We start from the raw sequence: 12,945 nt of genomic DNA on the forward strand, positions 1-12,945 counted from the left end.
TGTAAAGCTAAAATAATCTACACCTGATAAACTACTTCGAAATCTTCAAAAATTACAGGCATATTATTTTTGAATTCATAGCCAAGGTCTTTTCCTTCCGATGTGAAAAAGCGAGTATGTCCCTCACGCCAAGACTCCAAAGAATCATCTTCACCCTCGCGTTTACAAATATCATAAGTCATATCTTCAAATGGAATAATTGTTAATGCAGTTGTTTCAATAACACATCTTGGCACACCATCCCAATCAGTGACGATACTAAGGTCACCAACTTCGGGTATACGATCACCTTCAATTTCATATCCCCATAGACTACTAGCTGTAGCCTTTTTTTGTCCAATTAATACCAATCGTAATAATTCATTGGCCCATTTTTCACTTAATTCAAAATGAAATACATCTAGATATCTTGTTGTTTCATCTCTGCTTGTCTCTCTTAAAAACTTTTTCCAAAATATATCAATTTCTTCTTGAGAATATTTTTTATTTTCCATTATTGCTACCTCCTATTCTAATTCCAACCTTGCAACAACTTCACCACCTGAGATATCTCCATTTTCAACAAATCCAAAGGAAGCATATAATCTACGAGCAACTTCATTTTTAGGATCATAGGATAGATAAACAGAAACTGCGTCTCCTTGTGGAAATGTTTTGATCAAATCTAATGCCTTAGCAAATGCTTCCCTCCCATATCCCTTTCCTTGAAAGTCTTTGTCAATCATGAACCTACAGATTCCATAACTTTCTTCTGAATAATCATTCTCTTCAGCTGTATCGTGGTACATCATCACAAAGCCAATAACAGTCTTGTCCTTACATATTGCATAAGACATAGGCGGAAGTTCATCATTTAGTAATGCAACATATGACTGTGCTAAACTATACATATTTGATGCAATGAAATCATCCTGCTCATCTTTAACTCTAAGTTTAATACAACTTTCCCAATTGTCCCAAGTAATCTTTTCTAAAGTAATCATCTCTTATCCCCCTTGAATAGTATAGTGAAATTGATATATTTTATTTTATACAAAAATTGTGCCAATCTAATGTTAAGAATTAGGATTATGAATTGATACAGTCTTTTTATTTTCAATTATCAAACAAATACTAAATAAAATCTCTATTATAATCATCATAATTGCAAGCATATAGGGTTCAAAACTTATGCCTATAATCAACGATAAAATTGGAACTAAAATAGCAAACACTATATAAGATTTAGATTTATATAGCCAACCGTATGGTAGCAAATGTGCTCCAAAAATCATTGCTATTACCATTATCATTTTTTCAGGTAGTGTTGGATATATCCACATGGCAATCAATAAATATAGAATTTGATTTATAGAAAAAAGAACCCCCAGGTTGGTTAAAGGATTTTGTTTATTTTGAAAATCTACCTTGATTATTTTGGATATTAAAAATGCTAAAGGCATTAGTGGTGCTGTAGCACAGAATGTTAGCAAATTCTTGGTTAAAATAGGTAATGATGATAGATGAATAATGAGCACAATACCCCAAATAATAATTGATGCTAATATGAAGTGTAAGCCTTTCTTTTGTTTAATTGAACAATCCAAGCGTAATTCTTCTAGGTTCATAATTAGTCCTCCTATGTATGTAATATAATAGATTAAGATTATTGCACATCGACATATTCTTTAGTGCTATGGCAAAATTCAAATGAATTAGTATTATCAGATGTCATTATCTAATCTAGTTAACAGTATTTACTCATCAGCCAGTTTATTGCATCTAATATGTCGTCAGCTATGTAATCCGAATCAATTTCTTTCCAAAGATGTCTATACTCATTTAAACTTCCTTCACCCCATCCTGTCTTTACTAGAATCCTAATTGCTCCCACAGAGTTTGCTGCCATCATATCAGTGCCAACATCACCGATAACAACACAATTTGCTAAATTCAAATTATAATCTTTAGCTGCTTGGATCAACATCCCTGGTTTTGGTTTTTGACATTCACAGCTTGAATTCATCTCATGAGGACATATATATGAATCTGTAAAACCATAAGCTTCAAACTCTTTTCTAAAGTCCTCAACCTTTGCTTCTCCCCTATATATCCTATGCTGATTTGTAAATGCGAATATCTTTATCTCTTTTTCCTTTAATTTTTCTATTGCCTCAAAGAAGTTCTCATATGGTTGAAATTCATTTGGATGAATAAAATGACCATCTCCACCAATAGTACCATCACGATCTAAAAAAACAGCTTCGATTTTCAACATTTTCTCCTCCAAATCTCATATCACACATAGCTGGTAAATCTAATCATATCTTGGAAAAACATAATGAATGTAACTTACTTAGTTACGCTCAAAATAAAAGAGACTAGGAAAAAATACTACTCATTACAGGCATATGCCAGTATCTTTTTCTTTTTTAGTATAGTAGTTTTTACTTTTTTCGATTTCGTAGAATATCTCCCAGTTAATTATTTTAAGTAATTATAAAGTTATTGCACATCACTCTGGCAGACGGTCTATAATAATAATTCTTTCATTTTATGTTTATAAAGTTTTGCAGTTTCGTGATAATCCATAATAATCCCTTCTTCTCTCACAAAATTTCCATATCCTCTAGGCTCTCCTTTTAATCGTGGGAAAAGTTGGAAATGCAAATGATTCCTTTTGCCATCACATATTGTACACATATATACTTTTTCTGCACCTAAAATCTCTTTATGTAGTTTAATTATTGCATTTGATACTTTTAATATATATGTTCCTAATTCAATAGGCATCTCAGAAATGTCTTCATAATGTTCCTTCGATACAATAATTGTCTGCCCAGTTGCTCTTGGGTATCTTTCAAATTGACATCGTACCATATCATCCTCGTAAAAAATTAAACCATCATCAGGGAATATATCTCCTGAATGAAAGTTATAACATCCAAAACATATGCCTTTTTCTTGCAATTCTTTTATCCTTTCAAATCTTTGATTTAGTTCTTTTTCTTCCCCTTCTGATAGCTTTTTTACATACACTTTAACATCTCCTTTTAATATCGTTAATAAAAATTTCTACTATAAATTAACTGTCATCTCATATTTTCCTTATACTCAACCTACCTCTACTGTTATTTGATACCTATTTATTAGTACTCTAGTTTCATTATATAAATAATGCGTCTTAACTCATAGGTACTATTCAATTATATCTATTTTAGTTACAGTTCCTTGATGAAAATATAATTTCCAATCTGAAAATTCTTTTTTCCATATGGAAGTTCTTAATGTTTTTATTTCTAAATCTATTTCATATGCAAGATAGTGTGCAATTATTAAATCTTCCTTAATTTCGTCTATTTTAAAGGCAAGTATCTCAACATTCTTATCATTATCTAAGTTATTCAAATACTCTATGATTGAATTCTTATCAAAAACTTGCCCTGATTTCCCAAATTCAATAAATTCATCGTGAATTCTATCATTTAGATTTTGTATATCATCACAAAACTTTTTCACAAAAAAGTCATTCTCATATTTCAATATCTGCTGTTCTAACCTCATAAAATTTCCCCCTTGAATTAAGTTTAATTTTCTTCTTAATACGACGCTTAATTTACTGTTATGACGCTAAAGACAAATTATACGAACTAATAATCAGATTTTAAATCTACTATCTACTTTAATTTCATTTTATAAATAGTAGATTCATGTTCTACACCAGTGTTATGATTTTTAAAACTACTAGTTATAACTTGTTGATAACCTTATTGGTAATTCGCCATATAAGAAGATGATGAACTAACTTAACTTCGTATTATGCTTATCTAACATATGAGCGGTCACCCAAACGAGATATAATGCGTTTTTTATCCGAATCTTCATGCATGAATGATACACCGCCTGAACCACCCTGCATACCGCATCTATTAAGCATTTCAACATCCAAACCAAGCCATATTGAGTGAAATATGCCCAAAGTGATGCCATGAGAAACAATAATAATATTTTCTTCTGTACTCTCCATTATTTCACTGTGAAATTCTAAAAGACGATTCCAAAGTTCTCTCCTGGATTCTGCGCCGTTATATTGTTTATCATCAATAGTTTTTATCTGACCCAAATCGTTTTCCCGCGCCCATTCTTTTGATTTTCCATTCGCCTCACCCAAATTTATTTCCCTCAACAGGTTAGTTGGTATCGGCCTAATACCCAAAAAACCTGCTACAATTTTTGATGTATTCTTTGCCCGCAGTAAATCAGATGAATACATGATGTATTTTTTGTCCTTGATTTCTTGGGAAAGATTCTCACCGATTCGTTTAGCTTGCTCAATTCCAACCTCAGTTAAATCCCAGTCTGCCCATCCGCCAAGCATTCTATTTGTGTGCTGAACGGATTGTGTATGCTGTATTGTAATTATGTTTTTCATAAAAGCATCTCCACCTTCCAATTATATAAATAATAGTTGGTTCGCAAAATTTTACTAATGCGTCTATACTAAGTTATAAAATTCCCCAGTTCAATATATAATGACCAAAATATTTACCAATTTTCTCTACTTCAGTCATTACTATCTTAATCTTTTCCTCTTTTAAGAACCAATTATCTTTTTTTATATCCCTCTCATCTATAATTGCAGAAACCATAAACTTAATATTTCCTGGAAATACTGTTTGATAAGTCATTAAAGCTCGACGTGAGTGATGTGCTTTACATGCCAATATCACATTATTTACATTTAAGTTCATTGATTCTATTACTTCCCAAGAATTTCTTGCATTATCGAAGGTATTTTTAGCTTGATCTTCTTTTAGTATTGCTTCTTTAGGTACACCTAGCTCTAATCCAATCCTTCTTAAAAAATTCCATTCAGTTTCGTTAATTTTTGAATTATACCCTCCTGAAGGCAAAATATATGGTGCTAAGCCTCTATGGTAAAGTTCTGCAGCTCTCTCCATCTGTTGTGGATGACTGCCACCAGGCACCAATATAATATCTGCTTGTGAGATATGGTTTTCGACAAATACAAGCTCAGTTATGCAATCATAAGGTTTCTTCATATGATTTCTCACTCCCCTACAATATTTAGTAACTTCCTAGCAAATTCTCTAGCTCCATTAACTGCTTCTTTAGTCTGAAATGATGCTAGATTATCCTCATCTCTTACAGAATACATACCCATGTAATTTAAATTTGAGTGTTTACATAGTCTTTTAATTCCTGTCTCAAAGGGACTTGTACCATATTCTGCATCATAGCCATGTGTTGCAATTATAGCTAAGTTTTTCCCTTCCCATAAAGAACCTTTTGCACTACCATAGAACTTATTAAGACCATAATGACGATCAAGTAAAGCTTTCATTTGTGATGTACAATACCAGGAATATATTGGTGTAGCTAATACAATACAATCAGAAGAAATTATTTCCTCCATGATTCCTAATACATCATCATGCTGCACACATCCATAGCTATCATTAATATTCTGGCAGGCATAACATCCTTTGCATGGCAAAATATCTTTTTCTGCCAAAGCTATATATACAACATCAGCCTTATCATTCTTCAATTCTTCTATGAATGGTTTTAATAATTCAGCGGTGTTTCCTTTTAATCTAGTGCTTCCCATTAATACACAAAATTTCATCCTCTTGTCACCTCTCAATTAACTATTCTACAAATATTTCTAAATTCCTTCTTATTTTTGAAAATATGTTTTACAATAATTGATTAAAGCGTCTATTCTTTAGACTAATTAGTAGTTTAATATATAAAAAGAGCATTCATTTTTATACTTGAATGCTCTTTCTATTAATATTTAAGTTATTATCCTAATCCCCTAAAAAAGGATTTTCAAATGCTGTATTATATGGAGATTTTTTTGCAAAATCTTTTGCTTCTTTTTCACCCTTTTCAGTTGGTAATAATGTTCCAGGTCCACCAACACATCCGCCTGGACATGCCATACCTTCTAGTAAATATCCATTAAACTTTCCTGCTTTTGCCATTGCAAGCATTTTGCGACAATCTGATAAACCGTTTGCATTGTGTGTTGGTATTTCTGTTCCTGGGTGGGCTTCTTCAATACTTGCCTTCACTGAAGCAGCAACTCCTGATGCAAAAGCAAAATTTCTTCCTTTTGTCGATGCATCTGCTACAACTTCATCCTCTTCAATTTCGGAAACATCTATATTTGCCGCTACAAATATTGCAGCAAGTTCTTCATAGGTAATTACAAAGTCAACATATGGTCTGACTTCATCTTCCATAGCTTCAATCTTTTTAGAAACACATGGTCCTATAAATACTATTTTTCCATCTGGACTTCTCTTTTTTATAGCCTTGGCGGTTTCAACCATTGGCGTATTAGATGAAGAAATATATTGGTATAGGTCTGGGAAAAACTTTTTCGCAGTCATTGTCCAAGATGGACAACAGGATGTGCCTAAAAATGGTTGTTTTTCTGGCACTAATTCTGGAAACATTTCAGCTTCATGCTTAGCTGCCACATCAGCACCTAATGCTACTTCAATTATTTCTGTAAATCCCAAATCCTTGGCAGCTCTTACAATTTTTCCTGGAGTTGCAAAAGGCCCAAATTGTCCTACAAAAGATGGAGCTATTATGGCATGTACCTTTTCTCTAGCCTTTATAGCAAGAACCAATTGAAATATATCAGTTTTATCAGTAATAGCTGCAAATGGACAATTAACTATACACATACCACAGCTTACACATTTATCATAATTTATCTTTGCTCTACCTAACTCATCTGATTCTATTGCATCTACTCCACATGCAACTTGACAAGGTCTATCTAATTTCATAATAGCATGATATTGGCATGCCTTTGCGCATTTCCCACAATCTATACATTTTTCTTTATCTATTATGGCTCTATCTTTGCCTATGGAAACAGCATTTACTGGACAAACTATAACACATGGATGAGCTATACATTTTCTGCAATTATCCGTAACAAAATGCTTTGAACTTGGGCAAGCTTCACAGGCAAACGGAATTACATTAACTAGAGGTTCTTTAATTATACTATGTGTAACTACAGCATCATCAATATCCCTGGATAAACGAGAATTTTCGGCATTTGGTTTTCTATCCAACCCTAATCCTAATCTTGCTCTAGCAGCGACAATTGCTCTTTCATGGAAAATACTCCCTCTGTATTGAGGCACTTCTCCACTTATTACCTTATATGGAATATCATCTACTTCTGATGGATCGCATTCTTCCCAAGCTATCTTTGCTATTTCTGTGAATACTTGTCTCCTTATGTAAGTAATAGGCGTAAATAATCCTCTTATCATTGAATCACTCCTAATATTTCTGAAATCACCTTCTCTGAACTTGCGTGTGTAATTATTTTACCATTTAACTCAACTATTGGTGCTTTATTATCTTCACAAAACTTCAAGCATCTTACTGCTTCAATTTCAATTTTCTCTGGATATTCTAATTGTAAAGTCTCTAAGCTTTCTTGCAAATTCAAATTCCCCATCATTGTACAATGAGTTCCCATGCAAATCTTTACTTTAACTGGCATCTTATCACTCCTAGGAAGTATTTATTATATTGTTATAATTATATCATATCATAGATGAAATAATAGTAAGAATTACTCTTATGATAAAATCAGATTTAAAAATGAATCAAGGGGATGATTCTTATGATAATACATCAATAGAACCTTCCCCTTTACTCCTCTATTATGGATGAGGTCTCAATATTTCTGTTCTTTTTTCTACATTTTGTTTAAGAAAATCATCCTTTACAACATATCTTTCGTGGTATCCTGCACCTATTTCACCTAATTCATCATATGCAGTAATTTCAAAGATAATTTTGTAATTCTTAATTTCTATTATAGTGGCATTTACTGTAACAAGCATTCCTTTAGTTGTAGGTTGCAGATGATTGATATTTAATATTTTGCCTATTGTTAAGTAATCCTTTGGAAGTAATGGGTCTGCTAAATTTACTGCTGCTTCAATCATTAAAGCTGCTAAAGTCGGTGTTGCTAACAAATCCTTTATAGCTCCGCTTCCAAAATTCATAGTCGTGTCATCTTCTGTAACCATCTTTTGAACAGCTTTAGACATACCTACTTTTAATTCATGCAATTCCATATAATCCCTCCACCCCTCATTATAATATATTAACAATATATTTATTTAATAAATACCCAAATCTTCATTCTATATAGACCACTCAGTTTATTTAAGAATTGGTACTGCAGTATCATTTTATTATGTCCTGTAATTAATAGTTCATGCCTTCCCATCATAAAGTCAATATGAGTCTTTACTAAATTACTCTTTTTCTTTCTTTTTCCTAGATATAGTTAAGCCACCGAAGCCACCTATTATCGCCATGTAAAATCCAAAATCATACCAAAACCCAGTATTTATTGACTCATAGATACTAATATTCTTGTTACCTATTGAAAATATCAATGATAATGGTGCTATCCAACCATGCCATATGCCTGACAGAAAATTAGCTGGTTTCTCAAGGTCATATGACCCATCTCCTGGCATACAGCCTGTTAAAACAAATAATACCAATACAATTAAAATGGATAATCTCAGTCTTTGAAATAGAATCTTATTCATTAAAATTCCTCCTTGTGCAAAATAGTTGTAATCAATTTCAAATATCAGGGATAGTTCTTTTTCTTTGCTTATTGCCCTTTAATAATTTCAATGGCCTTTTCTAATAATTCGTCTCTACCTTCTTTAATTCCTTCAATGGTTGGATGTACTTCTATATCTGGGACAATACCTATTCGCTGTGTTTCACCACCGTTAGGATAATATATTCCTATTCCACTTATCATTGTATAAATTTTCCCAGGAAGATAAAATTCTGATACATTACCATCTGCCCCAGCTGTAGTACTGCCAATAACAGTTACATTAGGTGCCGTTTTAAATGCCATAGCTGTATATTCTGCCTGGCTTTGAGTTTCTTCATTTACAATTATAACTACTTTGCCTTTATAGTAGTCTAGATTCTTTTTTCCTACCTTAATCGGCGTTTTCATCCTGAACACACCTGGATCAAATGTGCTTCCTGTGGTTATCTTTGCAAATTCGCTCTTTTCAGGCACTAAATAGCTTCCTAATGTAAATACAATAAATTCTGATGGATAACATCTTAAATCAATTATTAATCCCTTAGTATTTTTTGTTTTAGTCATTATCTCTGAAATATATTTGTTCTTTATGGTACCTGGATAAATATAGCCAATATCGGAATTAATAAGTTTAAAACAATCTTTTTTTGTGCTAGAATTATTGGCATAAATTTTATCTATAGGATAACATTGAATTTTAGACGATATTTTTTTATTTTCACGAATAAACTCTATATCTAAAAAATCATCATTGCTTCTCAATAAATCACTACTTATATTCCTTAATTTTGTAGGATAGTTTGATGCAGGGTAATACTTTAGCCTATCCTCCACTACATTATTAATAGGTTTTTTATTAATACCAACAATTATATCTCCTAATTGCAGTCCAGATTTTTTTCCCAAATCTTCATTATAATATCCTGTAACTACTGCTTTATTTTCTATAAAACTTATCTTTACTGGTGAAAGGCTCACACCAAAATAATCATACAGTGTAGGATTGCCATAAATATCTGCATGGGTATCGTGAACTCTCCCTATTAATTCTAGGGCAGCAAGTTTGTATTCTAATTCATTTGAAGCATTAATAAACTTTGGAATAAACTCTTCTAATACACCATCCCAATTTTCTTCTATCAAATTTTTATAGGGAAAGTAATATTCAATTATGTTCCAATATCTATATAAGGAAAGCATTTGATAACCAACATCAGGGTATTTCATAGCTTCATATGGCTTTTCATTCTTAAAGTTAGGGTTTCCAACATTCCAATGCAAACTCACATAATTATTAATTCCTGTTCTTTCTGCATTCTTAATGTTAGTAAGCTGCAATACAAGCTCTTTTGATAAATTTGAATTTGTAATCCAGTCTAAGTTTGCAGCTATCTTAACTTCTCCTAATACTGGCTTGATTTTATCTTTAATTTTGAACTCTCCTTGACTCTCTATCCAACTATACAAGTTCTTATCTCTAGTGGCTTTATCTACATCTATAACCTTAGGTAAAATCCTAAATAATTCATAATCCCAATTATATTTCCCTTCTGCAACCTTAGGGTGATAATACTTTAAAAATCCCCATACTTTTCCTAGTAAAGTTAAATTGCTTATATTTTCTTCAGATAATGTAATTTTTCCAATCTTTGAACCATTGTCAAATTCATTATTATTTTCTTGTTTCTTTTTTATATCATGAAACATTTGATTTTTATTTATAGACTGTGCATTGCTGTAAATTTGATTTATAGGACCACACACCATGCTAATAACACATAAAATAATAACTAATCTAATTTTTTTCATATAATTACCCCCCAAGACATTAATCTGAATCTATAAAACCACACCATTGAAAATCCTTATCATATTCCACTTCTAGAATTCCACAGTATGGTATCTGCCTCTCAAACTTAAACTGTCGCATTACAATTCCATGACTTACAACAATAATCTTATTATAATTTAAATATTTTTTTAAACTATTGTTAGCTCTAGTGAATACATCTTCTAAGTTTTCCCATTTCCTCTCCATATCCTTAGGACATACTCCTTTGTAGGCTTCACACTCTTTACCAGCATTTATAGCATATTCATCTGAATCAAATGCAAATATTAAATCTGGCATCCATTCATGTAAGTTTAACTCTATATCTAGATCTAGATTTCGTTCTCTAGAGATAATTGCTGCTGTTTGTAAGGCTCTTGTATAAGGAGAGGAAACTATTAGTTCTGCCCCATCTAATAGACTATCTCTAGCTGCCTTTCTAGCTTGCTCTCTTCCAAGAACAGTTAATTCTGCCAAATCCCTTCCATGACCTATATATTTCCTTTCACTTACCTTTGAATAATCCGGCTCACCATGCCTAACAAAGATTATTTTTGTCATTGACGAACCCTCCCCCCTTGTTTCAAATTAAATTAATTCTTATATATACTTATTCTACAAATTTTTCCAAATTCCTTCTTTTTCAAGAAAATAACCTCTTACTAAATCACTAGTAAAAGGTTATCAAATTATATCCTATTTAACTTTAGTTGCAGGCATCTCCATACCACTTTGATATAGTATCAAGCTAGTTACATTCCCTTCTACATCTTTTATAAATTTAATCTTTGCATCTACTACTTTGTAAAAGAATTCAGTTTCTGAAGTTGGGAATATTTCAAATTTCTCTTGACCAGTTAGTTGAGCAAAAATCCTATTCTCTTCCCTAGTAATTGTATAAATAACTTGAGGAGCTAACTCATACTCTCCTACATACTTATTATATAAATCTGCATCCTCTATTTTAAATTCTACTAGTGTCTCTGGTAATTCATAAGGACCACCTAGAGCTATTGAAGTCAATGTATTTGTTAATTTAGTCGTATCATAATAGCCAGTATTTGATAAGATTATAATAGTTAAATCCACATCTATAAGTCTTACTATATTAGCAGTAAGTCCTAATGTATTGCCTCCGTGGAAAATTATCTTACCAATTCCAGAGTCAGAAATCATCCATCCATAACCATAGCTTCCTGCTCCTGGCATAGCTATATGCTCTTTAAATATTTGATCCTTAGTTTCATTTTTTACCAATTTCTCTGTATATAGAACCTGATCCCATCTATATAAGTCTTCTACAGTTGAGTACATGCTTCCAGCAGCATGAGCTCCTCGTAACAATATTTCATCATCTATAGGAACAAGATCTAAATATCCAGAATATGCAGTTGCATCATATAAGTCCTTATCTTTCCCATAAGATACGCCTGTGTTATTCATACCAATAGGTACAAATATATTTTCATGCAAATAATCTTCGTAAGTCATTTCTGATAGTTTTTCTATTAAGATTCCTAGTATTAGATAATTAGTATTATTGTAGATAAATTCATCACCAGGGCTAAATATTAGTGGCTTATCCTTTACTAGATTTAATATATCCATCGGCCCTTGACTATCTAAGCTCAATGCGTAAAATTCAGGTAACTCTGTAAAATTCGCAAGACCTGACGAATGAGTTAATAGGTTATGAATAGTTATTGAATCTCCATTTGGAAAATCAGGAAGATATTTTGAAAGCTTATCTTCCACATTTATTAATCCTTTTTCACTAAGCTGCATAATTGCTATTGCTGTAAATTGTTTTGTTACAGAGCCAATAGCAAATTTAGTTTGAGATTTATTTAAAGTATTCTGTTCGAAATTTGCAAACCCATATCCTTCATTAAGAAGGATATTTCCTTCTTTAGCGACTAAAACACTACCATAAAAATTCTGATTTTTCTCTAAGGCTTTCATGTAAGTTTCTAAGCTATTGGAGATTGCTTCATCTGTAGAGATATTAAAAAATTCTTCTGTATTCTCTATTGCTTCATTTATATTTAGTATTTGATGTTTATTATCCCATCCTACTATTAGATCTAAAGGATTACTAAATAACTCTACTGGGACAAAGGTTTTTCCTTCCTTGATGATAGCCTTTGAGCCCATCTCTAGGCTTCCTCCATTTGCATTAATTATAGATTCACCAATCTTTATTTCAATAACATCAGATTCTTTCGAAAGTGTAACACTCCTCTCTAGATTATTCCATGTTACAGTATAGCCTAACTCCTCAGATATCTGGCGCAATGGTAGCATTACTATCTTTTCTTCGTTTACATAAACTCCATTAGAAAACTCCGTACCATTTAATGAAAAGCTAATTGCTTGAGGAGTAGCCAAGCTAGTACTTGCCATAGCAAATATCATAGTAAATACTAATAAAACTGATAATAATCTTTTTAACATATTAATTCCTCCTCTTTTAATTGTA

Annotated in this window: 16 protein-coding genes; all 16 read right to left on the reverse strand. The window is 31.9% G+C overall.

Annotated features, from left to right (window positions below):
- Nucleotides 1-17 precede the first annotated feature (17 nt).
- The 16 genes from RIN63_RS09125 to RIN63_RS09200 all read right to left on the reverse strand — a co-directional run bounded on the left by RIN63_RS09125 (nucleotide 18) and on the right by RIN63_RS09200 (nucleotide 12,920).
- Nucleotides 18-494, reverse strand: coding sequence for an ASCH domain-containing protein (locus RIN63_RS09125; protein WP_310444413.1), 477 nt, complete (start codon nucleotides 492-494; stop codon nucleotides 18-20).
- Between the two features lie 12 nt (nucleotides 495-506).
- Nucleotides 507-983, reverse strand: a complete 477-nt coding sequence (locus tag RIN63_RS09130; RefSeq protein WP_310444414.1) for a GNAT family N-acetyltransferase — start codon at nucleotides 981-983, stop codon at nucleotides 507-509.
- 72 nt (nucleotides 984-1,055) lie between these two features.
- A complete protein-coding gene (locus RIN63_RS09135; RefSeq protein ID WP_310444415.1) occupies nucleotides 1,056-1,607 on the reverse strand; it encodes a DUF7010 family protein in 552 nt (183 codons plus the stop codon).
- Between the two features lie 119 nt (nucleotides 1,608-1,726).
- Nucleotides 1,727-2,257 carry an HAD-IIIA family hydrolase gene (locus tag RIN63_RS09140; protein WP_310444416.1) on the reverse strand — a complete coding sequence of 177 codons (531 nt, stop codon included), beginning with the start codon at nucleotides 2,255-2,257 and terminating at the stop codon, nucleotides 1,727-1,729.
- Between the two features lie 254 nt (nucleotides 2,258-2,511).
- Entirely contained in the window at nucleotides 2,512-3,018 is a 507-nt protein-coding gene (locus RIN63_RS09145; RefSeq protein ID WP_310444417.1) for a hypothetical protein, read from the reverse strand.
- Between the two features lie 159 nt (nucleotides 3,019-3,177).
- On the reverse strand, nucleotides 3,178-3,543 hold the full coding sequence (locus RIN63_RS09150) for a DUF4440 domain-containing protein (RefSeq protein WP_310444418.1): 366 nt from the start codon (nucleotides 3,541-3,543) through the stop codon (nucleotides 3,178-3,180).
- A 259-nt stretch (nucleotides 3,544-3,802) separates the two neighbouring features.
- Complete coding sequence (locus RIN63_RS09155; RefSeq protein ID WP_310444419.1) at nucleotides 3,803-4,411, reverse strand: histidine phosphatase family protein; 609 nt, start codon at nucleotides 4,409-4,411, stop codon at nucleotides 3,803-3,805.
- Nucleotides 4,412-4,484: 73 nt separating this feature from the next.
- Nucleotides 4,485-5,042 carry a YdcF family protein gene (locus RIN63_RS09160; protein ID WP_310444420.1) on the reverse strand — a complete coding sequence of 186 codons (558 nt, stop codon included), beginning with the start codon at nucleotides 5,040-5,042 and terminating at the stop codon, nucleotides 4,485-4,487.
- An 8-nt stretch (nucleotides 5,043-5,050) separates the two neighbouring features.
- On the reverse strand, nucleotides 5,051-5,629 hold the full coding sequence (locus tag RIN63_RS09165) for a flavodoxin family protein (RefSeq protein ID WP_310444421.1): 579 nt from the start codon (nucleotides 5,627-5,629) through the stop codon (nucleotides 5,051-5,053).
- 184 nt (nucleotides 5,630-5,813) lie between these two features.
- Complete coding sequence (locus RIN63_RS09170) at nucleotides 5,814-7,304, reverse strand: 4Fe-4S dicluster domain-containing protein (RefSeq protein WP_399324734.1); 1,491 nt, start codon at nucleotides 7,302-7,304, stop codon at nucleotides 5,814-5,816.
- The gene (locus RIN63_RS09175) at nucleotides 7,304-7,543 is read right to left on the reverse strand and encodes an NAD(P)H-dependent oxidoreductase subunit E (RefSeq protein WP_310444423.1); all 240 of its coding nucleotides are present in this window, start codon (nucleotides 7,541-7,543) and stop codon (nucleotides 7,304-7,306) included. The genes RIN63_RS09170 and RIN63_RS09175 overlap by 1 nt, the downstream gene beginning before the upstream one ends.
- A gap of 163 nt (nucleotides 7,544-7,706) precedes the next feature.
- Nucleotides 7,707-8,126 (reverse strand): thioesterase, FlK family, encoded by a 420-nt coding sequence (locus RIN63_RS09180; protein WP_310444424.1) that lies wholly within the window; start codon nucleotides 8,124-8,126, stop codon nucleotides 7,707-7,709.
- Nucleotides 8,127-8,309: 183 nt separating this feature from the next.
- Nucleotides 8,310-8,612 carry a hypothetical protein gene (locus RIN63_RS09185; RefSeq protein ID WP_310444426.1) on the reverse strand — a complete coding sequence of 101 codons (303 nt, stop codon included), beginning with the start codon at nucleotides 8,610-8,612 and terminating at the stop codon, nucleotides 8,310-8,312.
- A 68-nt stretch (nucleotides 8,613-8,680) separates the two neighbouring features.
- Nucleotides 8,681-10,444, reverse strand: a complete 1,764-nt coding sequence (locus RIN63_RS09190; protein ID WP_310444427.1) for a S41 family peptidase — start codon at nucleotides 10,442-10,444, stop codon at nucleotides 8,681-8,683.
- Nucleotides 10,445-10,463: 19 nt separating this feature from the next.
- Nucleotides 10,464-11,027, reverse strand: a complete 564-nt coding sequence (locus RIN63_RS09195) for a histidine phosphatase family protein (RefSeq protein ID WP_310444428.1) — start codon at nucleotides 11,025-11,027, stop codon at nucleotides 10,464-10,466.
- A 135-nt stretch (nucleotides 11,028-11,162) separates the two neighbouring features.
- On the reverse strand, nucleotides 11,163-12,920 hold the full coding sequence (locus RIN63_RS09200; protein WP_310444429.1) for a serine hydrolase: 1,758 nt from the start codon (nucleotides 12,918-12,920) through the stop codon (nucleotides 11,163-11,165).
- Nucleotides 12,921-12,945 lie beyond the last annotated feature (25 nt).

Origin of the sequence: Tissierella sp., from assembly GCF_031460495.1 — a bacterium.
Taxonomy (GTDB): Bacteria; Bacillota; Clostridia; order Tissierellales; family Tissierellaceae; genus JAVKTS01.

What these genes read in the sequence shown, in the direction of transcription:
- RIN63_RS09125 (WP_310444413.1), bottom strand. Translation starts at nt 494, where the DNA reads ATGGAAAATAAAAAATATTCTCAAGAAGAAATTGATATATTTTGGAAA.
- RIN63_RS09130 (WP_310444414.1), bottom strand. Translation starts at nt 983, where the DNA reads ATGATTACTTTAGAAAAGATTACTTGGGACAATTGGGAAAGTTGTATT.
- RIN63_RS09135 (WP_310444415.1), bottom strand. Translation starts at nt 1,607, where the DNA reads ATGAACCTAGAAGAATTACGCTTGGATTGTTCAATTAAACAAAAGAAA.
- RIN63_RS09140 (WP_310444416.1), bottom strand. Translation starts at nt 2,257, where the DNA reads ATGTTGAAAATCGAAGCTGTTTTTTTAGATCGTGATGGTACTATTGGT.
- RIN63_RS09150 (WP_310444418.1), bottom strand. Translation starts at nt 3,543, where the DNA reads ATGAGGTTAGAACAGCAGATATTGAAATATGAGAATGACTTTTTTGTG.
- RIN63_RS09155 (WP_310444419.1), bottom strand. Translation starts at nt 4,411, where the DNA reads ATGAAAAACATAATTACAATACAGCATACACAATCCGTTCAGCACACA.
- RIN63_RS09160 (WP_310444420.1), bottom strand. Translation starts at nt 5,042, where the DNA reads ATGAAGAAACCTTATGATTGCATAACTGAGCTTGTATTTGTCGAAAAC.
- RIN63_RS09165 (WP_310444421.1), bottom strand. Translation starts at nt 5,629, where the DNA reads ATGAAATTTTGTGTATTAATGGGAAGCACTAGATTAAAAGGAAACACC.
- RIN63_RS09175 (WP_310444423.1), bottom strand. Translation starts at nt 7,543, where the DNA reads ATGCCAGTTAAAGTAAAGATTTGCATGGGAACTCATTGTACAATGATG.
- RIN63_RS09180 (WP_310444424.1), bottom strand. Translation starts at nt 8,126, where the DNA reads ATGGAATTGCATGAATTAAAAGTAGGTATGTCTAAAGCTGTTCAAAAG.
- RIN63_RS09185 (WP_310444426.1), bottom strand. Translation starts at nt 8,612, where the DNA reads ATGAATAAGATTCTATTTCAAAGACTGAGATTATCCATTTTAATTGTA.
- RIN63_RS09190 (WP_310444427.1), bottom strand. Translation starts at nt 10,444, where the DNA reads ATGAAAAAAATTAGATTAGTTATTATTTTATGTGTTATTAGCATGGTG.
- RIN63_RS09195 (WP_310444428.1), bottom strand. Translation starts at nt 11,027, where the DNA reads ATGACAAAAATAATCTTTGTTAGGCATGGTGAGCCGGATTATTCAAAG.
- RIN63_RS09200 (WP_310444429.1), bottom strand. Translation starts at nt 12,920, where the DNA reads ATGTTAAAAAGATTATTATCAGTTTTATTAGTATTTACTATGATATTT.